Below are 24117 nucleotides of genomic sequence, written 5' to 3'. Positions count from 1 at the left end.
CGAGGGGCGTCCACGCCCGCCCCGCGCCGACCGGTGCCGACGTGCACGGGATGACCATGAACTGACGGGGCATCCGCTCCGCATGGAGACCCACGCGAACGACACCGCGCCGTCCCCCGGACCGGACGTACGGCGAAAGAAGCGCAGACGCCGGGCGGTACGGGCCGCCGTCGCCCTGGCGGCCGTCGCCGTCCTGCTCCTGGTCGCCGGCCGGCTCCTCCAACTCCCCGGCCTCGGCGACCTCTTCGGCACCCGCACCCACGACCGGACCGGCTCGGCCGTGCTCACCTCCCTGCGCGACATGAGCCGGCTGGAGGGCGCCGCGGGCGACTACCAGGTCGTGGTGGACCTGGAACACGACGCCCCCTTCCTCCCGGACGCGGTCCGCGGGACCCGCACCCTGTACGTCGGCGCCGGAACCGTCTCCGCCTACGTGGAACTGGGCGGACTCGACGAACGGGCCGTGACCGTCGACAAGGACCGGACCGGGGTCGTCCTGCGGCTGCCCCACGCCGCGCTCGGGACCCCGGCGCTGGATCCGGAGCGCTCGTACGCCGTCTCCAAACAGCGCGGCCTGCTGGACCGGCTGGGCGACCTGTTCTCGGACAACCCGGCGGGCGAACAGGCCGTGCAGAAGCTCGCCGTCCAGCGGATCGACGGGGCGGCCCGCGCGAGCGGGCTCACCCAGCGCGCCGAACGGAACACCACGGCGGTCCTGGAGGGCCTGCTGCGGTCGCTCGGCTTCGAACGGATCTCCGTCTCCTACGTGTGACCGCCGGGCGGCCGGGGGCTCAGCGCGCCCGGCCGGGCCCGCGCGGATCGACGGGGGTGAGGACCCCGAGCCGGTCCTCGACCGCCTGCGCCGCGTCCAGGCACAGGTCCTCCCGGAAGGCCCGCCCCACGATCTGCACCCCGCAGGGCAGCCCGTCCGTGATCCCGGTCGGCACGGCCACGGCGGGCACCCCCACGAAGCTGGTCACCGTGCACAGCCGCATCCCCGCCCCCACCCGGTCCCGGCCCGCCCCGTCGCGCGACTCCAGACCCGGCGCGACGGGCGGCTCGGTGAAGGACGGCCCGAGCAGCAGCGGGTGGGCGTCGAGGAACTCGGCCCAGGAGCGGCGGATGCTCATCCAGGTGCCCATCAGCCGCACGAGCTCCTCCGCGCTCGCGGGCGGCGTCCGCTCCATGGCCATCGCGATGTACCGGTCCCCGCCCGGGCCGAGCAGCGTGCGCACCGCGGGCCAGGACGGGGCGAACTCCGTCATGGTGATCCGGCCGTACGCCTCCAGCGCCTCCTCGAGCCGCGGTACGTCGGCCACCTCGCGCACGTCGTACCCGGCGTCCCGGAGCGCCCCGGCGGCGGCCCCGACGGCCGCGCGCACCGCCGGGTGCACGCCGAGCCCGCCGGGATCCGGCACCACGGCTACCTTGACCGGCCCCGGGAGGGGCTCCCCGTACGCCGGTACCGGCACGGCCCGCGGGTCGCGCGGATCGGTACCGGCCAGCACCTCGTAGGCCAGGCGCAGGTCGGCCACCCGGCGGGCCAGCGGGCCGTCGGTGACCAGCATCTGGGAGGCCGGCCCGGGGTCGTCGGGGCCGAGGACGCGGTGGTCCGCCGGGAAGCGCCCCGTGGTCGGCTTCAGCCCCGCCACGCCGCAGAACTGTGCCGGGACGCGGATCGAGCCGCCGGAGTCGTTGCCGAGGCCGAGCGCCGCCATGCCGGTGGCGACGGCCACGGCGTCACCCCCGCTGCTGCCGCCCGGGGTCAGGGCGGGGTCCCACGGGTTGACCGTGTCGCCGAACAGCTCGCTGCGGGTGTGCATCCCGGCCAGGATCAGCGTGGGTACGTTGGCGTGCCCGATCGGGACCGCCCCGGCGGCCCGCAGCCGGGCCACGGGCGGGGCGTCGGCCCGCGCCACCAGGTCGCGGAAGCGCGGGACTCCGAAGGTCGTCGGCACCCCTTCGACCGGGGTGCTCTCCTTCACCGTGAACGGCACCCCGGCGAGCGGCCCGAGCGCCTCGCCGGCGGCCCGGCGGCGGTCGGTGTCCGCCGCGGCCTCGCGGGCCCGGCCGGCCATGAGCTGGGTGACCGCGTTCACCGCGGGGTTCACCTCGGCGATGCGTTCCAGGTGGCTCTCGACCAGCTCCGCCGCCGAGACCTCCCCGCTCCGCACGGCCGCCGCCTGCCGGCCGGCCGGCATCCTCCACAGGGCGTCGGGCATGACCCGTACCGCCTTTCCCGTCTTCGTTCCGATGCGCTTGCATCGGTACTGTAGCGCGTCATCCGATGCGGTCGCATCGGATAAAGTGCGGGGAGACGGAAGCACACGCGCGCCACGACGGGGAGGGCGGCCGGCATGCCCAGGCAGGTGGACCACGAGGGCCGGCGCCGGCTCATCGCCGAAGCGGTATGCCGCCTCGCCGACGAACGCGGCCTGGAAGGGGTGACCCTGCGTGATGTCGCCGCCCGCGCGCAGGTGTCGATGGGCGCCGTCCAACGGTGCTTCCGCACCAAGGACGAGATGCTCGTCTTCGCCCTCGGACACGTCGGCGAGCAGATCACCGGACGGGTGCGGGCCCGGCTGCTGCGGAGCCCCGCGCAATCGGCGGCCACCGCCCTGGGCGGAGCGGTCACCGAACTGTCCCTGCTGGGCGAGGAACACCGCGCGGAGGCCCGGGTCTGGCTCGCCTTCGTCGCGCAGGCGGCCGTCAGTCCGTCGCTGGCCGAGACGCTGAAGGCCAACTACGCCGCCCTCCAGGAGGCGTTCACCGGACTCGTCGCGGAAGCGGCCGGGGGGACCGGGGCGGCCGGGGCGCTCGACGCCCGCCGCGAGGCCCGCACGCTCCTAGCCCTCGCCGACGGGCTCACCGCGCACGTCCTCGTCGGACACCTCACCCCGCAGGACGCCCAGGACGTCCTCCACGCCCACCTGTCCGCGCTGTGGGAACGCTGACGCCGACCCGTTCGGATGAATCCAGGGCTCACGGCCGTCACCGTGGGTAGTTCACCGGGCGAGGCATCCGTGCACCATGCACGGGCCGATCGTCCTGGCCGCCCCTGGAGGGCTCATGTCCGTTTCGCACCGCACCCACCGGCTCCTCACCACCGCAGCCGTCGCCCTGCTGCTCGGCGCGGGGCTCGTCGCCCCCGCGACGGCCCACACCGTCACCACGGCCGCCCCGTCCGCGTCGGCGTCCCTCCGGGCGCCCGGGTTCAACGCCGGCGGTGTCTGGGACATCTACCAGACCAACGCGACGGTACGGGTCAACCTGTCGCAGGACGGCGGCGGAAACCTCTACGGAACCGTCTCCTCGGGGAGCACGGTCGGGACGCTCGACGGCGGAGCCGTGAACGGCAACGACATCCACTTCACCGTGCGCTGGTCGCACGGCCCCGTCGGCCGCTACACGGGGACCCGGGGCGCGGACGGCCGTCTCTCCGGTCTCACCGTCGACCTGACCAACCCCGGCAGCCAGGCCACCTGGTACACCCGCCGCACTTTCTGACGGCGCCGCCGACCCGGTGCCACGCACCGGCGCGAACGCCGGTCCGGCCCCGCGCACTTCCCGTGCGCGGGGCCTCCTGCACGTCCGGCCGCCCCGCCGGGCGGCGCGACCTCACCCGGAGGGCCCACCCTGATGGTCCCTCGGGGCGGCACGCCCCAGGGTGGAGGCGGGACGCCTCCCGCCGCTGCCGGGCCGGGCGGCCTCCACAGCCGAGGGAGACCGCCGATGCGCCGCTACCCGCCGATCGCCGAGCACGGCCTGATCGGAGACCTCCAGACCTGCGCGCTCGTGTCCTCCGACGGCGTCCTGGACTGGTTCTGCTCGCCGCGCTTCGACTCGCCCAGCATCTTCGCCGGCCTCCTCGACCACGACAGGGGCGGCCACTTCGCGATCACCGCCGACGCCCCCGACGTCACCACCCGCCAGCTCTACCTCGCCGACACCGCCGTCCTCATCACCCGCTTCCTCACCACGGACGGAGTCGGCGAGGTCATCGACTACATGCCCGTCGTGCGCGAACCCGTCGCCACCGACCGCCACCGGGTGGTGCGCGTCCTGCGCGCCGTACGCGGAACCGTGCGCTTCGCCCTGGAGTGCCGCCCGCGCTTCGACTACGGCCGCGCCCCCCACACCCTGGCCCTGGACGGCGCCACCGCCCGCTTCGAGGGCCCGGACGTCACCGCGTACCTCCAGAGCGTCGGCCCCGTACCGCTGGAGGCCGAGGGGAACGACGTACGCGCGGGCGTCACCCTGGTGGCCGGCGAGCGCGCCGCCGTCGTCCTCACGGTCCGCGACGCCCGCGGCCGCGCCCCGGACCCCCCGACCGAGGCCGCCATGATCGAGGAGTTCACCGGCGTACGCCTCTTCTGGCACGGCTGGATCGGCCGGTGCACCTACCGGGGCCGCTGGCAGGAGATCGTCAACCGCTCCGCCATCACCCTCAAGCTCCTCACCTACGCGCCCACCGGCGCCCCCATCGCCGCCGCCACCCTCGGCCTGCCCGAGCAGGAGGGCGGCGAACGCAACTGGGACTACCGCTACACCTGGGTCCGGGACGCCTCCCTGTCCGTACGGGCCATGCGCGACCTCGGCTTCACGGAAGAGGCCGACGCCTTCCGCGCCTGGCTCGGCCAACGCCTCTACGACGGCGGCGCCCCCAACGGCGAACCCCTGCAGATCATGTACCGCGTCGACGGCGACCCGTACCTGCCCGAGGAGGTCCTCGGCCACCTGGAGGGCTGGCGCGGCTCCGCCCCGGTGCGCGTCGGCAACGGCGCCGCCTCCCAGCTGCAACTGGACATCTACGGCGAGGCCGTCTACGCCCTCGCCCAGGTCGACCACGCCACCCACGTGATCGGCTACGACGGCTGGAAGCTCTTCGCGGGCCTGCTGGACTGGCTCTGCGAGAACTGGGACCGCGCCGACGAGGGCATCTGGGAAACCCGGGGCGGCCGGCAGCACTTCACGTACAGCCGTCTCATGTGCTGGGTGGCCTTCGACCGCGGCATCCGCCAGGCCACGGCCAACGCCCGGCCGGCGGACCTGCCCCGCTGGACCGCCGCACGGGACGCGGTCCTGGAACAGATCATGACCCGCGGCTGGAGCGAGGAACGCGGGGCGTTCGTCCAGCACCACGACACCACCGTCCTGGACGCCTCCCTGCTGCTGATGCCCCTCGTCGGATTCGTCTCGCCGAAGGATCCCCGCTGGCTGTCCACGCTGGAGGCCATGGACGCCGAACTCGTCGCCGACAGCCTCGTCTACCGCTACGACCCGCGAGCCTCCCCCGACGGCCTGCGGGGCACCGAGGGCACCTTCTCCCTGTGCAGCTTCCTGTACGTCTACGCCCTCGCCCGCGCCGGACGGGCGGAACAGGCCCGCTACGCCTTCGACAAGATGCTCACCTACGGCAACCACGTCGGGCTGTTCGCCGAGGAGATCGGCCCCACGGGCGAGCAGCTCGGCAACTTCCCCCAGGCCTTCACCCACCTCGCCCTCATCACCGCCGCCCTCACCCTCGACGCCGAACTCGACGCGGCACCGGGCGCCGGCTGACCGGGCACCGCCCGGCGGCGTACCGCGGGGCTCAGCCGGCCCGGCGGCCCCAGGCCGTGATCAGCCCGGGCGACAGGTCGGCGCAGTCGGGGGAGTCGAGGTAGCGGACCGCCGCGTCGATCCCCGCGTCGTCCACCAGCCCCGTCGCGGTCATGGCCGCCCGGGCCCGGTCCCAGGTGTCGGCCCAGAACCGGCTGATCGGGCTGCCGGGCACCAGCGGCGGGACCCGGACCTCCGCGGCCACGTCGGCCAGCCCGGCGGCGCGCAGCAGGTGTGGGTAGTGCGGGGTCCAGGACACGTCGGTGCCGATCGTCTCGCGCAGCCCCTGCCACATGGCCCGCATCGCCAGCGCGTACGGGGTCGTGGGCGCGGCCCCGCCCGTCACGTCGACGGCGTCCCCGAGGACCAGGACCCCGCCGGGGACGAGCAGTCCGGCGAGGCGGGAGATCAGGCGCTCCCGCCCGGGCAGGTGCATCAGGACGAACCGGGCGTGGACCAGCCGGAACCGGCCGGGGTCGAACCCCGGGTCGAGGACGTCCGCCTCCAGGACGCCGAGCCCGGGCTCGGGGCGGGCCGCCAGGAAGCGGACGTCCCGGTCGACGGCCAGCACGCTCGAAACACGGGCCTCCCGCAGCAGCCGCCGCGCCACGCTGCCGGTGCCCGCCCCGAGTTCGAGGCACTCCCAGCCGGGCCCGGCCCCCAGCTCCCGCAGCCGGGCGAGGGTGACGTCGTCGTACGCGAGGGCGCCGAGGTCGATGCGCCCCTCCTCCCCGGCCCGCCCGGGCTGGAAGACCTCGCTGCCGTAGCGGCCGGGCGCGGCGGGCCCCGCAACCGCTCCGTCGTCGGCCGGGCCGGTTTCCGGCATGGCGCTCACCCCTCCTGGAGGTAGGCGGCGATCATGGCGACGTCGTTGGCGACGCTCAGGATCCCCTCCGGGTCGGTCGTGGGCGTGGCGGCCCCGGTGACGCCCGCGTAGAACACGTCGAAGCGGCCGTCGCCCCGCTCCAGGTACCCGGCGATCGTCATCGCGCCCACGCCCAGCCGGTTGTTGAGGGCGTCGAAGCCGACGGCGGCCCCGGTCTTGGCGAACACCTTGCCGCGGGCCGGGCAGTCCCGGCAGTTGGTCGCGAGCAGTCCGTCGACGCCGAGGACCGGCAGTGCCTCCCGGAAGCGGCGCGCCTGCGGTGTGCGCGTCCAGTAGGTCAGCATCTGGATGTCCGCCTGCGGTGTCGCCCGGTCGACGGGGTTCCCGCCCCGGCCGTCCAGGAGCTGCACCTGCTTCCGGTCCACGCCCGCCCCGTCGAGGAACCGGGCCAGGACCGGGAAGCCGTCCATGCACGCGTGACTGCCGGCGTCGACCGCCATCAGGCAGATCCCGAGGTTGGCGCCCAGGTTGTGGCTGACCTTGAGGATGAGCTCGGCGTAGTCCGCGTACGGCGGGGAGGTGTACAGGGCCACCCGCGGGCGTCCCTCGTACGTCCGGGGCAGCACGGCCACCGGGTTGGGGCCCGCCGGGTCGGCGGTGACCTCCACCCCGGCCCGCCCGAGCGCCTCGATCAGCGCGGTGCGCCCGAACGCCGCCGGGTCGGCGACGGGGGACACCCGCAGCACCGGGGCGGCGCCCACCGCGATCGTGCCGGACAGCTGGATCCGGGTGCCGTTCTCGGAGGCCGTCACGTTGACGGAGCCCGTCTGCCCCGCCGCCACCGTCTTGACCGTCGAGGTCACCCGGTACGGGGCGACCTTGGGCCGCCAGTCGAGCCGGGCGGGGGCGTCGGGCCGGTCCCCGGGGGTGGTCAGCAGGTCGATGAGGTTGTCGTTGACGATCATCGGGGTCGGCGTGGGATCGAGGACCGGGTCCGGCGCGAAGAGGCGGCTGTCGACGACCACGTCCCCGTCGACCCGGGTGATGCCCGAGCGCCGCACCTGCCGAGCGAGCTGGTCGATCCCGGCGAGGGGGTCCTCGGGGGTGAGCGTCGCGCCGGGGACGTCGTTGGCGTAGGTGTGGTCGAGGTCGGTGAACGCCACCGTGCCGTCGGGGCGGGTGCGGCCGCCCATCGTCAGATCGCCCTGGGCGACCAGGGCCAGGTTCCCGTCCAGGGTGGCGCCGTCGCGCTCGCCGACCGCGTAGACCGGCGTCTCGAAGCGGTGCTCGGCGCCGAGGGTGTGCCACGGCCCGGACACGCTGAACAGCTTCGCGGTGGACCCCGGGATGAACACCTGCCCCGGGAACGCGGAACGCACCACCCGGCCGTCCGGATCGACCTGGAGGAGACCCCACTGGGCGTGGCGGTACTCGGGCTTGCGCATGATCTCCGTGATGCGCGGGTCGAGCGGGGCCGCGTCCCCGGCCGGGGACGGCGACGGTGAGGGGGTCGGTCCGTACGCGGCGCCCGAGGTCAGGGCGACGAGCAGCAGGGCCCCGAACGCGGCGGACACGCGCCGCCGCAGGGGACCGGAGCATCTTCCTCGCACCACAGCACACCCCGCTCGTCTCGACGGGATCCGGCCGCACCACCCGGCCGGCGTGGCCCGGGGTTCAGACCAGCGTGGCACGCCCGCCCCGCGGGCGCACGTCGCCGGGGGAGCGCCCGGCCGGGGGCCTGCTCAGCCCGCGCTCCGGCCCGTCAGCTGATCGCCGAGCGGGCTGCGGCGGTAGAGGACGTGACGTCCGTCGCGCGCCCGCGTGACGAGGCCGGTGGCGTACAGCACGCGCAGGTGCTGCGACACGGCACTCGGGGTGACCCCGAGGCGGCGGGCGGCCTCGACGGTCGGGAGCGGTTCTTCGAGGAGGCCGAGCAGCCGCGCCCGGGGTGCCCCCAGCAGGGAGGCGAGGGCGGGTGCGGCGACCACCGGCGCGGGCCCCCACAGCGTGGCCACCCCACGGCTGGGGTATGCCAGCGTCGGCGGTTCGTCCGGGCCGACCGGCGGCGCCGGCTTGTGGGCGAACACGGACGGTACGAGCAGCAGTCCGCGCCCCGCGGCCTTGACGTGGTGCCGGCTGATCATCTTGTCGACGTGCAGGACCCCGCCCTGCCAGCGCAGGTTCGGATGCATGTCGGCGAACAGCAACCGGGCACCTCCCAAGGCCAGTTGACGGGCCCGGTAGGTCATGTCGGCCTCCAGGACCAGCCGCATCTGCGGCCAGGCGGGCCTGACGGCGGCCTCCCAGTAACGGCGCAGCAGTGCGCAGAGCGCGTCGCGCAGTCCCACCACCGGGGCGTCCCGCGCGGCGAGGGCGGCGTGCAGCGGCGCGGGGAGCGGGTCGGGGGCGTGCGCGGCCAGCAGGTCGCGGCGCACCACGGCGGGGGAGGTGCGCCGGACGACGGCCAGTTCCTCCTCGAAGGACGCGTCGAAGCGCGTCGGCCGCGGCGTGAGGAAGTCGGGCAGGGTGCGCCGCACCGGCATCAGCGACATCAACAGCTCGGTGTCGGCCGCGCGGAGCCCGGCGGGTCCGCCCCCGTGCCCGCCCGCGCCGCCGAGGACCGACCTGCGCCACGGCAGGTGCAGCGCGGACAACCCCGGCTCGCGCAGCACCCGCAGGCTGAGCACGGTCTCGTACAGGGGAGAGAGGGCGAACCGGGTGTCCGCCAGATCCTCCACACCGAGTTCGAAAGTGATCATTAAGCTCCACGCTACATCCGTTGGCCGCCGGACACCGATGCCGTGGACTCTCCGCATGACACCCACGCCCCCCATGCGGAGCCCCCACGCCGGTCACGGGGCGGTGCACTGACGTGAACCGCCGGATGCTCCTGCTCCTGTCCCTCACCTGTGCCGTCGGCGTGGGCAACGTCTACTTCCCCCAGGCGATCGGCCCCCTCGTCGCCACCGGACTGGGAGCCCCGCCCGGCTCCGCGGCCCTGATCGTGACGGCCACGCAGATCGGCTACACCGCCGGGATCTTCCTCCTGGTGCCCCTCGGCGACCGGCTGCCGTACCGCCCCCTCCTCGTCACCCTGCTCGGACTTACCGGAGCGGGCCTCCTCGCCGCCGGCTGCGCCCCGGCCCTGCCGCCGCTCGTCGCCGCGAGCGCGCTCGTCGGCCTCACCACCGTCGCCGCCCAGCTCGTCGCCCCGCTGGCGGCCGGGCTGGTGGGCGACGACCACCGCGGAGCGGTCATGGGCACCCTGCTCAGCGGCTCGCTGGGCGGGATGCTGCTCGCCCGCACCTTCAGCGGGACCCTCGGCGAACGGCTGGGCTGGCGTGCCCCCTACCTGGCCGCCGCCGCCGTCGTCCTGCTCCTCGCCGCCGTCCTCGCCCGCGCCCTGCCGGTGACCGCCCCGCCCTCGCGCCGCCCCTACCCGGCGCTCCTGGCGGAGCCGCTGCGCCTGCTGCGCACCGAGCCGGAACTGCGCCGCTCCTGCCTCTACCAGGCCACCGTGTTCGGCGGCTTCTCGGCCGTCTGGACCTGCGTGGCCCTCCTGCTGACCGGCCCCGCCCACGGCCTGGACGCCCGGGCCGTGGGGCTGCTCGCCCTCGTCAACGCGGCCACGATGCTCTGCACCCCGTACGCCGGCCGGCTGGTCGACCGCAGGGGCTCCGACGCGGTGAACCTCGCCTGCCTGCTCGCCGTACTCGCCTCCGCCGCGGTCCTCGCCGCCGGTTCCCGGGGCGGAGCACCGGGCCTGGCCGCGCTGGTCACCGGCACGCTGCTGCTCGACGTCGCGATGCAGTCCGGCATGATCGCCAATCAGGCCCGCGTCTTCGCCCTGCGCCCCGACGCCCGCGGCAGGCTCAACACCGCCTACATGACCTGCGCCTACCTGGGCGGCAGCGCCGGCTCCTGGCTCGGCGTACGGGCCTACGGCCTGGCCGGGTGGGGTGCGGTGTGCGCGCTCGTCGCGGCCCTGGCCACCCTCGCCCTCGTCCGGCACCTCACGCCGCCCCGCCGCCGCGGGACCCCGGCCGGGCCGTGCGGAACGCCGCAGGGAGCTCCCGCCCCCGGGTACGACGCCGGTGGACGGCCGGACGCGCCGGGCTCGCCCGCCCGGCCGGGACACGGCGGCGCGTAACCTGCCCGGGTGAAACGGATCCTCGTCACGGGCATCAGCGGAGCCGGGAAGACCACGATGGCGCGGGCGCTCGCCGCCCGGTTGGGGCTGCCCTTCCACGAGATGGACACCCTGAGGTACGCCGGCCCCGGCTGGGCACCCAACCCCGGCCTGCACGAGGAACTGGCCGCCATCGCGGCCGGCCCGCGGTGGGTCCTCGACTCCGTCGGCCCCGCGGGCGGACGCGATCCGCTGTGGACGCGCGCCGACACGGTGGTCTGGCTCGACTACCCGAGGTCCGTCGTCATGCCCCGCGTGCTGCGGAGGTCGGTGCGCCGGACCCTCACGCGCGAGCGGATCTTCGGCGGCAACGTGGAATCCCTGGCGGACTGGTTCACGGCCGACCATCCGGTGCGGTGGGCGTGGTCCCGGCACGCCGCGCGCCGCGCGGAGATCGACGGGCTCACCCGGGATCCGCGCTTCGCACCCCTGCGAACCCTCCGCTTCCGGGCGCCCCGGCAGGCGGACCGGTGGCTGCGCACCCTCTGACGGGGGCTCACCCCCGCGAAGGCGGGCGGCGCCCACCGCCGACGGACAGCGGTGGGCGCCGCACGCGCGGACGTCAGTCGCCGCCCCCGCCACCCCCGCAGCCTCCGCCGCCCCCACAGGAGGAACCGCAGCCCCCGCCACCGCCGCCGTCCCCCCACGAGCGGGAACGCCGCCTGCGCGACGACCCCCCACCGCCCCCGCCACCGCGCTTCACCGCGATGAGCACCACGATGAGACCGATCACCACGAACAGCAGGATCTCCATCACGACCACCCCCCATGCCTGGGCCATCCGGCCCGTACCAGCGGCATCCCCCGTCCGGCCGGCCCCCAAATCCGACTTGAGGAACTCCAGAGCTTGGGAGGGCGGCCGGGGGCTCACTTCGCGCAGAGGGCGGTGTCGACGACCGCGTCCGCGTTCTTGAAGCCCGCTTCCGTGGGCGGCCAGTCGGCGGTGACGGCGATCGTCGCGGCGCGCCCGTCATCGGTGGCACCGGGGAACGTGTGGTAGCCCGGGGTGTCGCCGCCGTGCCCCCACATCAGGCCGCCGCAGCTCAGCGGGGTGCTCGTCACCCCCAGCCCGAACCGGACGCCGGTCCCCGCGGCGGAGGCGTCCGGCACCGGCACGGTGGTCCGCATCTGCGCGAGCTCCTCGGCGCGCAGGAGCTCGCCGCCGATCAGCGCGGAGAAGAACCGGTTCAGGTCGCCCGGCGTCGAGACCAGCTGGCCGGCCGCCCAGCCCCACGAGGGGTCCAGCTCGGTGATGTCCGCCAACGGAGCCCCGGGCTCCGCGGCGTGGTAGCCCCGCGGATGGGCTTCCCGTATGCCCCGCTCGCCGACGGCGGGGAAGTAGGTGTGGCGCAGCCCGATCCGGTCGATGACCCGGTCGGTGATCTGCTCGGCGAGCGGGCGGCCGGTGACCTTCTCGATGAGGAGGCCCGCGAGGACGTAGTTGGTGTTGCTGTACGACCAGCCGTCGCCCGGCGCGAACAGGGCCTTCCGGGCCAGCGCCAGGTCGAGCAGGGCGCGGGGCTGGTAGTAGGTGTGCCGGCCCTTCCCGAAGACGTCGTCCAGCAGGGCGTCGGTGTAGTTGGGCAGCCCGCTGGTGTGCTGGAGGAGCTGCCGCACGGTGATGCCGCGGCCGTCGATCCCCTCGCCGCGCACCAGGCCCGGCAGGTACTCCTCGATGGGCGCGTCGAGCCGGACCCTGCCCTCGCCGACCAGTTGCAGGACGACCGTGGCCGTGAACGCCTTGGTGTTGCTGCCCGCCCGCACCTGCCCGTCCACCGGAACCTTCCCGCCCGTCCTCAGGTCCCGGACGCCGGCGGTGTGGTTCCGGGTGCGTCCGTCCTTCCCGGTGACGGCGACCAGGGCGGCGGGGAACCGGTCGTCGGCCACCACGCGTTCCATTGCCCCGCGCACCGCGTCGCGCGGCCCCCGCGGCTCCGTCGCGGACGCGGGCAGCGCCCCGGTCAAGGTCAGGACGGCGGCCGTCACCGCCAGCGCGGCGACGGTGCGCCGCGGCCCTGAAGGTGATGCGGTGCGGGCGGTGCGGGGCTGCCGCGAGCGAGCGGACATGGGTGAACTCCTCATGTGCGTGGGCTGGTTGGACCGGCGGACCGGATGTGTCCAGCCTGCCCGGGCAAGATCGTCCGGACGAACCGGCCGGCCCGCCCATCCGGCGTGGGGGCAGCCCCCGGGCCCCTGGTCCCGTGCCGGGGGCCCCGTAGGAACGTGGTCCCGGGGCCGAAAGGCGCGCGCCGTACCGAGAGCCCCGTCCGGTGTGCCTACGCGTATCGTGAGTAGGCGTACTCACGACCCGGGCGGCCCGGGTGCCGATGATGGGGACAGCCCACCGTCCGCACCGCCGCACCAGCGAGGCCACCGTGCTCAGCCGTATCGCCGACGCCCTCTTCCCCGCCTTCGGCAACCTCTCCGTGACCGCCGACCCCGACGGCATGCCGTCGCGGGGCGGCTGCGTCCTCGTCGCGAACCACACGTCCCTCAGCGACCCCGTCGTCGTCGCGGCCGCCCTGCGGCGGCTCGGGGCGGAGCCCGTGATCATGGCCGCCGCCGGCCTCTGGCGGATCCCCGTCCTCGGCGCCGCCCTCGCCCGCGAAGGGCACATCCCCGTCCATCGCGGCACCGCCCGCGCCGCGGAGGCGCTCGACCGGGCCGCGGAGGCGCTCGCCGAAGGACGTCACGTCCTGCTGTACGGAGAGGGCCGCCTGCCCGCCCGCCGCGACCCGGGCGAAGCCGCGCCGGGCCCGTTCCGCAGCGGCGCGGCCCGCCTCGCGCTGACCGCGGGCGTGCCCCTCGTCCCCGTCGGTCAGGCCGGCGCGCGCAGGCTCTGCTCCGGCGGCCCCGTCAAACAGCTCGCGGGCGCGCTCACCGCCCCCGCCCGCCGCCCGCGCCTCCACGTCCACGTGGGCGCGGCCGTCCGCCTGCCCGGCCAGGTCCCCGCGGCGAGCGCCGACGCCCACCGGGCCGTGACGCGGGCCTGGCGCACCGCCGTCGACGCCCTCGCCGTACCCGCCGCCCGCTGACGCGCCCCGGGCCGGAGGGTGCCCGCGCGGACCGCCCGTAGACGCCGGACGGCGAGGCAGGGGCCCTCGTCCGGGGTTCCGGAGGGGGCCCGTACCTCGCCTGCGGGCGGTGGGGGTAGGGGAGGAGAGGGCTAGGTGATGTCGGCGGAGACGGACCGGGCCGCGTGTTCCTGGACCGCCGTCCGGAAGGCTTCCATGCAGGGGGTGCAGTAGCGTTCGCCGGCGGTCTCCGCCGTCGTGCTCCGGGTGGAGGCCGAGGGGGGTGCGTGGCGGCCGCACAGGGTCCCTGAAGGGGACTCCTTGGACAGGACGTGCCACAGGAGTTCACCGCGGCCGTCCGTGGAGTCCGCGCGCATTTCGTACATGAGGATGCCCTTCGCGCTCGCTGGGCGGGCGAGAGGTCGCCCGTCGTCCATGAGAGCCCGGTTCCGCCGCAAGGGCCACTCGGCCTCGGCCGCCCGGGGGAATCCGGGGCGGAGCAGGTTTGAACCCGGCCGGCCCGCTCCCGCGGCGTGACCGTGGGGGCGGCCCGGGGCCGATCCCGCATTCGGATGAAACGCGGGCAGCGGGACGGCCCGAGGTGGCCGTCGCGGGCGGGGCGTGGGCGAGGATGAGGGGCGGGCTGCCGAACGGGGCCGTTGCCCTGGCCCACCCCGAGGACGGGCAGCGTCCCGTCGCGGCAGCCCGTTCCCCGGGCGGGCCGCACCCGCACCCTCGCCCCCTCACCGTCCCCCATGTGTGCGGGTTGTGACGGCACGTCAAAGCGGTGCTTCTCCCGCCGGCCCGTCCGGCCGCGGGCCTCACTTCCCCTTCCCGGACCGGCCGTCCGGGTGCGTGGGGGCGGGCGCGGGGGTGGCGGCGATGCGTTCCAGGTCCGTCATCAGCGAGTCCAGCCACGACGCGGCCGCGTAGTACAGACGGGGTGCGCCGGGCGGTTCCGCCGCGAAGCCCTCGAAGGCCGGGTCGCGCAGCGGGATCGGCGCGTACGGGGTGTCGCCGCCCGGGTCCAGGCGCGCCGAGACCAGCAGCATCCGCCCCGCCACCCGGTCGCCGAGCCCGGTGACCGCCGTCGCCGGCTCCCGGTCCAGCGGCGGGGCGACGACCCGTACGGGCGGTACGAGCAGCCGGTCGGCGCCCCACAAGGTGTGGTGGCCGGCCATCAGGGTCGCCTGCCAGTCCCGGCCGCCGGCCGCCGCCCCCAGCCCCTTCGGCTCGCTCAGGTACTGCGCGTACGCCGACTCCGCCAGGGCCAGCGCGTGGCGCAGCGACCGGTGCCCCGGCGCGGTGAGCACCGGCTCCCGCACCCCGCCCGCGGCGATCTGCGCGGTGGTGGCCACCACGATCTCCGCCGCGCCCCGCAGCAGCACCGCCACCGACCGCCGCAGCTCGTCCTGCGCGCCCCGGGGCCAGGCGAGCAGTCCGAACACGGCGCCGATGGCGCTGCCGGTCAGTACGTCCAGCAGCCGGAACTCGGCGAGCTGCCAGGTCGCGGGCGCCAGCTGGGCGAACACCAGGGCGACCACCAGTGTGAACATCGCCTGCGCCCAGCCCACGCCCTTGACGGGGCCCAGGGTGAACGCGACCAGCATCAGCGGCGGCAGCGCCCCCGCGTACACGGCGATGTCCGTCCCCACCAGCGCCAGCAGCCCGGCCGCGACGAGGGCGCCCGCCAGGGTCCCGATGAGCGCCGTCCGTACGGTCGACCGGGTCTCGGCCACCGTCGTCCGGGTCAGGGTCAGGGTCGCCAGCAGCACCCAGAATCCGTGCGGCAGCGTGTCGATCCCGGCGATCACCCGCGCCGCGGCCAGGGCCAGGCTGAGCCGTACCGCGTTCTGGAAGAGCACCGACCGCCGGCCGGCGTGCCCCGCCAGCCGGAACCACCACAGCTGCGGCGCCCGCATCCGCGCGTACCAGAACCGGCCCGGCGCGGCCCGCGAGGCGCCCGCCCGCCCGTCCACCGCGATCCCGGCGCCCGTCGACATCGCCAGGGCGGCGTCCGCGACCTCGATCACCGCCGCGTGCCGCCGCAGCAGCGCCGGGGAGGCGTCCTCGGCCGGGCCCGCGGCCAGTGCCGTACGGGCCCGCAGCAGGTCGGCGTGCGCGTCCCCGGCGGGCTCCCGGCCGCGGAGGCGGCCGGCCGTTTCCGCGGCCGCGTCCCGTACGGCCCGCAGCACGTCCAGCCCGGCGCTGCCCGGATGCGGGCCGCCGGGGGCAGGGGGGAGCAGCGTCAGACGGCTCAGGAGGGTACGGGTGGCCAGGCCGGTCTGGGCCAGGGCCCGGTCCCGTACGCCCGGCCCGGCGGGCCGCTCGGCCTCCGGCACCTGGGACGGCCGCAGCCGCGTCCCGGCCTCCTCCGCCGTCCGCGCCGCCGCGCCGGAGACCGCGTACGGCGGCCCGGCCAGTTCGTCGGCGCACCGCCGTACGGCGTCGGCGGCCCGTGCGGCCAGTTCCCGGTAGGGCACGGTCGGGGGATCGGGCAGCAGGAACGCCTCGGCCAGGACGAGCAGGGCGATGCCCACCGTCGCGCCCACCAGCCGTTCGCCGAGCGAGCCGGGATCGTAGGGCGGGAACGACGGCAGGATGTACATCAGTTGCAGTCCCGGCGCGGCACCCGCCGGCCGGGGGCCGCCCACGGCGGTGAAGGCCAGCGCGAAGCCGACCACCAGCATCCCGAGGGCCGCGCTCCAGGTCCGTACGGACAGGTAGGTGCCGATCGTGATCAGCACCCAGCAGGCGGGCAGGGTCCGCATCAGCACCGCGGCGCGCTGCCGCCCGGTTCCGGGGATGTGGGACAGGCCGGCCAGCGCCACGGCGGCGAACAGCGCGTAGGTCGCGCCGGTGGCCGAGCCGAACCCGTAGAGGAGCAGGTAGAACCCGGCGCTCCCGGCGAGGGTCACCCGTACCGACCGCCGGGCCGCCGCCGCGTAGTCGGGGGGCATCCGTGCCCCGCGAAGGCCACCAGCCATGCCACCAGCATCGCCCCGCACCGGCGGACCGGCACGCGGGTGTGCCGGAGCCCGCTCCGTGCGCTATAGTGATCTTGTTCTCGCGGCCGCGATCGTCGGTGGTGGGACCGGCGTTGGTGGTCCAAGGAAAGACGTCCCACTTCCCGTGGGGAAATGCAGGTGCAAGGCCTGCCCAGCGCTCGATCACGAAGGCCCCGGCCTCCTCAGGGAGGCCGGGGCCTTCTGTCTGCCCGCGGCCGGTGCGCCGGCCGCCCCGGAGGGGGTTACGGGCGGGTGGCGGTGACCAGGTAGTAGTCCAGGACGCGTTCCTCCCAGGCGGCCAGGAAGTTCCGCGGCCAGGTGCCGGGCTTCCAGAGCCGGGACAGCCAGCGGTCCCAGCCGGGCCAGACGTGCGGGCCGATCGAGCGGGTCCGGACGTCGACGAGGCCGGAGCCGGTCAGGGCGTCGGCGAGCGGCGAGACGGGCCGGGCGATGTCCAGTCCGCTGGCGAACGAGTCCAGGAGGCCGGCGAGCCGGTCGGCCTGGGCGGGGGTGCCGTCGACGCTGAAGAAGCTGGCGACCGCCACCCGTCCGCCGGGGCGCAGGACGCGCGCCGTTTCGCGGGCGAAAGCGGACAGGTCCGGGAAGTGCTGGGCGGCCTCGACGCTGTACAGGCAGTCGAACTCCCCGTCGCCGAACGGCAGGTCCTCGGCGGCCCCGAGGGCGAAGCGCAGCCGGTCCGGCTCGGACGCCAGCAGTCGGGCGTTGGCGTTCCGGGCCCGTTGGAGCTGTTGGGGGTGGATGTCCACCCCGGTGATGCCCGCAGGCCGGTACTCCTCCAGGGCGAGCGCGCAGCCGAGGCCGAGTCCGCAGCCGATTTCCACGGCCCGGCCGTTCGCGGGGGCGGCGGCGTCCAGGACGTGCCGGTACAGGTCCTGTTCGCTGCGGATCCGGTCCCCCTCCGACAGGGGGCTTTCGAGGTCGACGGACTCCCAGTAGCCGAAGTTGATGAACCCTCCGGCGAACACGGGCACGGCACTGAGGTCGGCCGGCCCGTACGTCTCCCACACGGGGGGCCGTACGGCCGGACCGGACTGCTGCCGGGACTCACCTGTCAACGCCCCACCACCTCCGCGGACTCGGGGGACGGTCCGTTCCCCGGGGTGCCCAGTGTGGCCCGAGGAAGGCCCGCCGCGACAGACCGCCCCGACGGCGCGGCGTGTGCCGGGTCATGGTGGATCGCTCCTCGTGCCGACGGCCAAGCTCTGGAGTTGCTCAAGTGCGCTGGCGCGCGGGCCGTGCAGGGCATTTCCTTGGCGCAGGAAAGACCTGAGGCACCAAAAAACGGGGGTGGCGGTCGTGGGGCTCGTAGTGGTTCTGGTGGTCGTGGGCATCGTGATCGTCGTCGTCGCGGTGGGGGAGTCCAAGACGGGCGGCAAGGCGAGGCGCGACGGCTCCTCGGACGGTGGCGGCGGGTACGGCTGCGGCGGCGGCTCGTCCTGCGGCAGTGGCTCCTCTTGCGGTGGCGGTGGCGGCGACTGACCCGGCCCCGGGGAGAGCGAGATCGCGCCGTTCGTCCCCGGTGCCGCGCGCAGCCCGGGTGGGGTCGTGCGGAGCCCGGTGCCGGGGGGCCCTCTACCGCAGGGGCGGCCCGGCCCGGCCCCCTCGCTCCGCCGCGTGCGCATGATCGTCACAAGATCTTCATCCCCCGGGTCATCGCCGACGGGGGACGGGGTGCCGGAGCGGTGAGGGCGGTGGCCGGATCGAGTGGCGCTCTCCATACACCGTCGAGGGGCACGCCGTAGGGTGCCCACGTGAGTTTTTACGTGGTCATAGGATTCGGGGCCGCCGGAGCGGCCACTGCCCGACTGCTCGCGGAGCAGGGGCATTCGGTACGGGTCGTGACGAAGTCGGGCGGCCGCGATCCGGAGCCCGGCATCGAGCACGTCGCCTTCGACGCGACGGACAGTGCTCGGCTGACCGAGGCCGCGCGGGGGGCTGTCGCCCTGTTCAACTGTGCGGCTCCGCCGTACCACCGCTGGGTGGCGGAGCTGCCGGCGCTCGCGTCGTCGGCCTGTGCGGCGGCGGAGGCGACCGGGGCGGTCCTGGTGATGCTGGGCAACCTCTACGGCTACGGCCCGGTGGACGTTCCGATGACGGAGGCGCTGCCGCTCGCGGCGAGCGGTCCCAAGGGAGCGGTGCGCGCCGCCGCCTGGGAGGAAGCGCGGAAGCTCCACGAACAGGGCCGCATCCGCGCCGTCGAGGTACGGGCCTCGGACTTCTTCGGCCCCGGCGTCACCGACGGCGGCCACCTCGCCGCACGCGTCCTGCCGCCCCTGCTGCGCGGCAAGCCCGTCTCCACACTCGGGGACCCCGACGCCCCGCACAGCTGGACCTACCTCCCCGACGTGGCCCGGGCCCTGGCCGAAGTGGCCGGCCAGGAGCGCGCCTGGGGCCGGGCCTGGCACGTCCCCACCGAACCCGCCCGGTCCGTACGGCAGATGACCGACCGCCTCGCCGCCGAAGCGGGCACCGCACCGGTCGCGGTACGCGCGGTCCCCGCTCCCGTACTCGCCCTCGGCTCCCTCTTCTCCCCGCTGCTGCGCGAACTGAAGGAGATCCGCTACCAGTTCACCCGGCCCTTCGTCGTCGACGCGAGCGCCTACGAAGCCGGGTTCACCGTCCGCGCCACCCCGCTCGACCAGCAGGTCAAGGCCACCGTGGACTGGTGGCGGGAGCGGTTGAACACCGCGGGACGGCGGCTGTGACCGCACCGGACTCTCCAGCGGCCCCGGCGGGAACGCGCCGCGACGACGTCGCGATCGTGGGGATGGCCTGCCGGTTCCCCGGGGCCCGCGACCTGAACCAGTACTGGCGGCTCCTGACGGCCCCGCAGGCACAGTTCTCCACCGTCCCGGACGCGCGGTGGCGCAGCGCCGCCTTCCTCAGCGACGACTTCCGCGACTCCTCCGCGACCTACGCGGACACCATGGCGCTGCTGCCGGACGTGGGCCACTTCGACGCGGCGCACTACGGCATCCCGCCCCGGCGGGCCAAGTCGATGGACCCCCAGCACCGGCTGCTGATCGACCTCGCGCGCGAGGCGGTCCAGGACGCCGGCTGGGAGGCCGACGGCTTCGACCGGGAGGAGACCTCGGTCATCACCTCGCTCACCGAGAGCGGATACCGCGAACTCAGCACCATGCAGATCCGGATGCGCCAGCTCGCCGGAGGCGAGTTCGGCGCGCGGGTGGACGACGCCCGGTGGGCGGACGCGGTCCGCGCGGTCGACGGACTGCACGGCACGTCCGTGGCCGGACTCCTGCTCAACATGGGCCCCAACACGATCAGTTCGGTCTTCGACCTGCACGGCGAGAGCTACGCCCTGGACGCCGCCTGCTCCGGCGGACTCATGGCGGTGGCCAACGCCGTGCACGCCCTGCGCGCCGGCCGCACCCGCATCGCGCTGGCGGGCGGCGCCCAACTCGTCCTCGCCCCCGACCTGCTGATCGGACTGAGCCGGATCGGGGCCATCTCGCGCACCGGCAGGTGCCTGCCCTTCGGTGCGGAGGCCGACGGCTTCGTCCTGGGAGAGGGCGCCGGGATCCTCGTACTGCGCCCCCTGTCCGACGCGCTGGCGGCCGGCGACCGGGTCTACGCCGTCATCCGCGGCGTGGGATCGGCCAACGACGGCACCGTGCAGGGCGGCATGCACCCCCAGGCCGCCGGCCAGCTGCGCGCACTGCGCCGCGCCTACCGCGACGCGGACCTGGCCCCGGGCTCGGTGGACTACCTGGAGGCGCACGGCACGGGAACCCGGGTCGGCGATCCGGTCGAGATCGGCGTCCTGCGCGAACTGCGCGGGGAACACGGCGCCCCCGCCTTCCTCGGCGCGGTGAAGGCGGTCGTCGGGCACTCCCTCAACGCCGCGGGGATGGCCGGCCTCATCAAGACGGTACTGGCGGTCCACCGGGGCGCGATACCTCCGCAGCCGGAGTTCGAGAGGGCCGACACCTCCGCGCTCGAAGCCGCCCGGCTGACGATCCCGACGGCGGTGACCCCGTGGCCGGAATCCGGTCAGCCCCGCCGGGCAGGTGTGAGCGCCTTCGGCTTCGGCGGTACCGGCGTCCACGTGGTGGTGGAGGAGTGCGCCGCGGGTCCCGCCCACCCCGCGGCGGACGGGGAGCCGCAGCTGCTGGTGCTCAGCGCCCGCGACCGGGCCGGGCTGGCCCGCTACGCACGCGACCTGGCGCAGACCATCGACCGCGACCGGCCGCCGCTGGCCGCGGTGGCCGGCACACTGGCCCGCCGGGCGCCGTTCGCGGAACGCCTGGCCCTGGTGGCGGACGACGCCGAGGACGCCGTCACCCGGCTCACCGAGGCGGCCGGGGCCGTCGAAGCGGGCCGCACCGGCGAACTCGGTCCGGGCAGCGCGGTCGGGACCGTACCGCCCGGCCGGCCCGCGGAGGCGGCCGTACCGGCACCGGGTTCGCAGCCGGCCGCCGCGCGGCGGACCGAGCTGGCCCGGCTCGCGGTACGCGCGGTCACCGGCGGCGGAATCCGTCCCGTGACGGAGCGGACGCCCCCGTGCACCCTGCCGCCGAGCCCGCTCGCCCCGCGCCGCCACTGGGTGGTCGACGAGTCGGCCCGCGAGGCGGAGCACCCGTCCGGAGGGACGCGGGCGTTCGTGGCCGCGCCGGGAGCAACGGCAGTGCCCGGCGCGCCGGAAGCCCACGACGAACCGGCACCGGCACCGGCGCCGCCGGCACCGGCGCCATCCGCACGATCGACGGCATCGGCCGCCTCCGCGGTGTTCGAAGCGGTCTCGCGGACAGGTGTCTTCCCGCTCTCCGACCTGCACGGGCGGATGGCGCTGACGACCGATCTCGGCTTCGACTCCCTCATGCTCCAGGAGCTGGAGGTCGTCCTCGGCAAGTGGGCGCCGGGCTTCGCCGGCGAGGAGGTGTTCTCGCCGGGACTCACCATCGACGGGCTGACCGCCCTGATCGCCCCCCACCTGACGCGGTTCCCCGATCCCGGCGCGGCCGTGCCCGACGGGCCGCGGGACGACTGGGGTCCGGCGACCGCGCGCGTGGACGACTTCCCGGAGGTGCGCCGCTTCGAGGAGCGCCTGAGCGCGATCACCGGCAGCGGCGCGGACTTCCCGTACTTCCGCGTCCACGAGGGCACCATCCGCGACACCACGGTGATCGGCGGCCGGCCGTACCTGTCCTTCGGCAGCTACAACTACCTGGGCCTCTCCGGCCACCCCGCGGTCAGCGGGGCCGCGCACCGGGCCGTGGACCGCTACGGGACCTCGGTCTCCGCGAGCCGGCCGCTGTCCGGCGAACGGGAGCTGACCGTACGGCTGGAGGGGGCGCTCGCCGCGTTCCTCGGCGTCGAGGACTGCCTGGCGCTGGTGAGCGGTCACGCCACCAACGTCACCGCCGTCGGGCACCTGGTGGGCGCGGGGGACCTGGTCATCCACGACGCGCTCGCCCACGACAGCATCCTCCAGGGCTGCGCGCTGTCGGGCGCGGCGCGGCGCCCGTTCGCCCACAACGACACGGCGCAGCTGGAACACATGCTGCGGGTCAACCGTTCCCGGTTCAGGCGGGTGCTGATCGCCGTCGAGGGCGCCTACAGCATGGACGGCGACCTCGTCGACCTGCCCGCCGTGATCGAGGTGAAGAAACGATACGGCGCTCTGCTGATGGTCGACGAGGCCCACAGCATCGGCACCGTCGGCGACCACGGCCGTGGCGTGGGCGAGTTCTTCGGCGTGGCCCGGACCGGCGTGGACCTCTGGATGGGCACCCTGTCGAAGGCCTTCGCGAGCTGCGGCGGATACCTCGGCGGCTCGGCCCGGATGGTGCGCTGGCTACGCCACACCCTGCCCGGCTTCGTCTACAGCGTCGGCCTGACCCCGGCCAACGCGGCGGCCGCACTGGCGGCGACCGAGCTGATCACCGCCGAACCGGAGCGGGTGCGTACGCTGCGGCGGAACGCGGAGCTCTTCCTCGGCCTGGCCGCCTCGGCCGGTCTGGACACGGGCTCCAGTGCCCACACCCCGATCGTGCCCGTCGTCCTCGGCGACTCGGCGCGCACCCTGCGCGTCTCGGACCGGCTGTACGAGCGGGGCGTCATCGCCGACCCGATCTTCCACCCGGCGGTGGAGGAGGACCTCGCACGCCTGCGGTTCTTCGTCACCAGCGACCACCGTGAGGACGACATCCGGCGGGCCGTCGCGATGCTGGCCGAGGAGGTGGCGGCCGCCGGGGGATGAGCGGGCCGCCTCAGAACAGGGTGCGCTCGATCCGGCTGAGCATCTCGGTCTTCCCGGACCCGCCGTCGGCCGCCGGGCCCTGCCCTTCCCCGGTGCTGCCCATGCGCTGGGACAGCAGGTAGGCGATGACCTCGGCCTCCTGTTCCTGGACGTCGTCGTACGTCGCGCGCAGGAGCATGTCGCGGACCAGATCGGGGTCGAGGTTGGGGAAGAGGAGGCGGGAGCTCGCCTCGTCCAGCCAGCCGGCTCCGCGGTGGCAGCAGATGATGTGGCCCAGCTCGTGCAAGATGATGTGCTCCTGATGCGCGCTGGTCGTGTTGGCGTCGTAGAAGATGAGGTCTTCGTCGCGTGCGGCGACCCACATCCCGCACGGCTGCGACGCGGGCATCTGCATCGGGATCAGCGTGATGGGGCGGTCGCGGACCTCTCCGAGATAGCGGCAGAGCTCGGCCACGTCGGCGCCGTCCGGCAGGCCGAGCTCGGCTATCCGCCGTGCGCCGTCCTTGCGGAGCTTCTTGAGCCGGCTGCGGCGGTCCTGGTCGGCCGGCCGGCCCTTCCCCGGCACCCTCACTCCGCTTCCGCGGGGCCCGAGGGTTCGGACGGATCGGTGACGGGCGGAAGGCCCTGCATCTGCCGGTACTGGTCCATGATGGCCGTGATGGCCTGGAGGTTCTCCTTCTTCATCCCCGCCGCCCGCATGGCCACGGAGCGGACGCCCGCCTGCCGCAGCGCCTCGATGGCGGCGACCTCGCTCAGCACCGACTCGGCGACCTCGTCGTCGAAGAAGTAGGCGACCGACACGCCGAAGAACCGGGCGAGGGCGGCCAGCAGGTCCGGCGAGGGGTTGGAGCGCTTGCCCGTCCGCAGCTGCGACAGGTACACGCCGCCGGCCTTGAGGTCGGGGTTGGCCCGCTTCAGCTCGTCGGCCACCTCGGCGTTGGTCCAGTGCTTGCCCTTGGGACGAACCGTCTTGAAGAGGTTGTCCAGACGCACTGCCAGCACGGGCCGGTCGTCAGTCTCGGACACTGCCCATCTCCCTTCCGTCACCTCCTCGGCATTGCTCTCAGCTATCTGTCAGTTTTGCAGATTAGCGGTCAGTTGACAATCTGGCCGGAGTCCGCCACCGTGGACCTCGCCGATAGCTGCCAGCTAACTTTGCTCACGGGGGTAGCCGAGTTGGTCGTCGGCACGTTCGGTCCGCTTCGGGCCGGCCCTCGGGGGATGGGGGCCGGCCC

Annotated in this window: 20 protein-coding genes; 10 read left to right on the top strand and 10 right to left on the bottom strand. The window is 75.1% G+C overall.

The features are described 5' to 3' along the window. Positions 1–82 precede the first annotated feature (82 nt). Positions 83–772: a DUF4230 domain-containing protein gene (locus tag ABZZ17_RS04015; RefSeq protein WP_356871704.1), complete on the top strand. Its 690-nt coding sequence runs from the start codon at positions 83–85 to the stop codon at positions 770–772. 19 nt (positions 773–791) lie between these two features. On the opposite strand, the gene ABZZ17_RS04010 is transcribed toward ABZZ17_RS04015, so the two are convergent. Continuing rightward, positions 792–2222: an amidase gene (locus ABZZ17_RS04010; protein WP_356871702.1), complete on the bottom strand. Its 1431-nt coding sequence runs from the start codon at positions 2220–2222 to the stop codon at positions 792–794. 135 nt (positions 2223–2357) lie between these two features. On the opposite strand from ABZZ17_RS04010, the gene ABZZ17_RS04005 reads away from it, so the two are divergent. The 3 genes from ABZZ17_RS04005 to ABZZ17_RS03995 all read left to right on the top strand — a co-directional run bounded on the left by ABZZ17_RS04005 (position 2358) and on the right by ABZZ17_RS03995 (position 5562). Beyond that, the gene (locus ABZZ17_RS04005; RefSeq protein ID WP_356871700.1) at positions 2358–2954 is read left to right on the top strand and encodes a TetR/AcrR family transcriptional regulator; all 597 of its coding nucleotides are present in this window, start codon (positions 2358–2360) and stop codon (positions 2952–2954) included. Between the two features lie 115 nt (positions 2955–3069). After that, positions 3070–3507: a hypothetical protein gene (locus ABZZ17_RS04000; RefSeq protein ID WP_356871698.1), complete on the top strand. Its 438-nt coding sequence runs from the start codon at positions 3070–3072 to the stop codon at positions 3505–3507. 225 nt (positions 3508–3732) lie between these two features. Further along, on the top strand, positions 3733–5562 hold the full coding sequence (locus ABZZ17_RS03995; RefSeq protein ID WP_356871696.1) for a glycoside hydrolase family 15 protein: 1830 nt from the start codon (positions 3733–3735) through the stop codon (positions 5560–5562). A gap of 31 nt (positions 5563–5593) precedes the next feature. On the opposite strand, the gene ABZZ17_RS03990 is transcribed toward ABZZ17_RS03995, so the two are convergent. The 3 genes from ABZZ17_RS03990 to ABZZ17_RS03980 form a co-directional block, all read right to left on the bottom strand. After that, on the bottom strand, positions 5594–6427 hold the full coding sequence (locus ABZZ17_RS03990) for a class I SAM-dependent methyltransferase (RefSeq protein ID WP_356871694.1): 834 nt from the start codon (positions 6425–6427) through the stop codon (positions 5594–5596). A gap of 5 nt (positions 6428–6432) precedes the next feature. Beyond that, positions 6433–8001 (bottom strand): D-alanyl-D-alanine carboxypeptidase/D-alanyl-D-alanine-endopeptidase, encoded by a 1569-nt coding sequence (gene dacB, locus ABZZ17_RS03985; protein WP_356871692.1) that lies wholly within the window; start codon positions 7999–8001, stop codon positions 6433–6435. A 168-nt stretch (positions 8002–8169) separates the two neighbouring features. Further along, a complete protein-coding gene (locus ABZZ17_RS03980) occupies positions 8170–9186 on the bottom strand; it encodes a helix-turn-helix domain-containing protein (protein WP_356871690.1) in 1017 nt (338 codons plus the stop codon). 113 nt (positions 9187–9299) lie between these two features. Between ABZZ17_RS03980 and ABZZ17_RS03975 the strand changes: the two genes are divergently transcribed. Continuing rightward, positions 9300–10577 carry an MFS transporter gene (locus ABZZ17_RS03975; RefSeq protein ID WP_356871688.1) on the top strand — a complete coding sequence of 426 codons (1278 nt, stop codon included), beginning with the start codon at positions 9300–9302 and terminating at the stop codon, positions 10575–10577. A gap of 9 nt (positions 10578–10586) precedes the next feature. After that, positions 10587–11105 carry an AAA family ATPase gene (locus ABZZ17_RS03970; RefSeq protein WP_356871686.1) on the top strand — a complete coding sequence of 173 codons (519 nt, stop codon included), beginning with the start codon at positions 10587–10589 and terminating at the stop codon, positions 11103–11105. 378 nt (positions 11106–11483) lie between these two features. Here the strand turns inward: ABZZ17_RS03970 and ABZZ17_RS03965 are convergent, their stop codons facing one another. After that, positions 11484–12683, bottom strand: coding sequence for a serine hydrolase domain-containing protein (locus ABZZ17_RS03965; protein ID WP_356871684.1), 1200 nt, complete (start codon positions 12681–12683; stop codon positions 11484–11486). A gap of 308 nt (positions 12684–12991) precedes the next feature. Here ABZZ17_RS03965 and ABZZ17_RS03960 point away from each other — a divergent pair, with 308 nt between their 5' ends. Continuing rightward, positions 12992–13651 carry a lysophospholipid acyltransferase family protein gene (locus ABZZ17_RS03960; protein WP_356872024.1) on the top strand — a complete coding sequence of 220 codons (660 nt, stop codon included), beginning with the start codon at positions 12992–12994 and terminating at the stop codon, positions 13649–13651. A 131-nt stretch (positions 13652–13782) separates the two neighbouring features. Here ABZZ17_RS03960 and ABZZ17_RS03955 read toward each other — a convergent pair whose 3' ends face one another. From ABZZ17_RS03955 to ABZZ17_RS03945, 3 genes are all read right to left on the bottom strand, one after another. Then, positions 13783–14016 carry a hypothetical protein gene (locus tag ABZZ17_RS03955; RefSeq protein ID WP_356871682.1) on the bottom strand — a complete coding sequence of 78 codons (234 nt, stop codon included), beginning with the start codon at positions 14014–14016 and terminating at the stop codon, positions 13783–13785. Between the two features lie 435 nt (positions 14017–14451). Beyond that, positions 14452–16617: an FUSC family protein gene (locus ABZZ17_RS03950; protein ID WP_356871680.1), complete on the bottom strand. Its 2166-nt coding sequence runs from the start codon at positions 16615–16617 to the stop codon at positions 14452–14454. A gap of 263 nt (positions 16618–16880) precedes the next feature. Further along, complete coding sequence (locus ABZZ17_RS03945) at positions 16881–17714, bottom strand: class I SAM-dependent methyltransferase (RefSeq protein WP_356871678.1); 834 nt, start codon at positions 17712–17714, stop codon at positions 16881–16883. 241 nt (positions 17715–17955) lie between these two features. On the opposite strand from ABZZ17_RS03945, the gene ABZZ17_RS03940 reads away from it, so the two are divergent. The 3 genes from ABZZ17_RS03940 to ABZZ17_RS03930 all read left to right on the top strand — a co-directional run bounded on the left by ABZZ17_RS03940 (position 17956) and on the right by ABZZ17_RS03930 (position 22882). Beyond that, positions 17956–18138, top strand: a complete 183-nt coding sequence (locus ABZZ17_RS03940) for a hypothetical protein (protein WP_356871676.1) — start codon at positions 17956–17958, stop codon at positions 18136–18138. Between the two features lie 272 nt (positions 18139–18410). Then, on the top strand, positions 18411–19364 hold the full coding sequence (locus tag ABZZ17_RS03935) for an NAD-dependent epimerase/dehydratase family protein (protein ID WP_356871674.1): 954 nt from the start codon (positions 18411–18413) through the stop codon (positions 19362–19364). Beyond that, positions 19361–22882, top strand: a complete 3522-nt coding sequence (locus ABZZ17_RS03930; RefSeq protein ID WP_356871672.1) for an aminotransferase class I/II-fold pyridoxal phosphate-dependent enzyme — start codon at positions 19361–19363, stop codon at positions 22880–22882. Before ABZZ17_RS03935 ends, ABZZ17_RS03930 begins: the two co-directional genes overlap by 4 nt. A 10-nt stretch (positions 22883–22892) precedes the next feature. Here ABZZ17_RS03930 and ABZZ17_RS03925 read toward each other — a convergent pair whose 3' ends face one another. After that, positions 22893–23453, bottom strand: coding sequence for a toxin (locus ABZZ17_RS03925; RefSeq protein WP_356871670.1), 561 nt, complete (start codon positions 23451–23453; stop codon positions 22893–22895). Next, on the bottom strand, positions 23450–23908 hold the full coding sequence (locus tag ABZZ17_RS03920; protein ID WP_356871668.1) for a helix-turn-helix domain-containing protein: 459 nt from the start codon (positions 23906–23908) through the stop codon (positions 23450–23452). The genes ABZZ17_RS03925 and ABZZ17_RS03920 overlap by 4 nt, the downstream gene beginning before the upstream one ends. Positions 23909–24117: the final 209 nt, after the last annotated feature.

This window comes from Streptomyces sp. NPDC006512 (genome assembly GCF_040611935.1).
Taxonomy (GTDB): Bacteria; Actinomycetota; Actinomycetes; order Streptomycetales; family Streptomycetaceae; genus Streptomyces.
The sequence above is the reverse complement of the archived record's forward strand: the minus strand, read 5'-3'. Positions and strand labels throughout refer to the sequence as shown.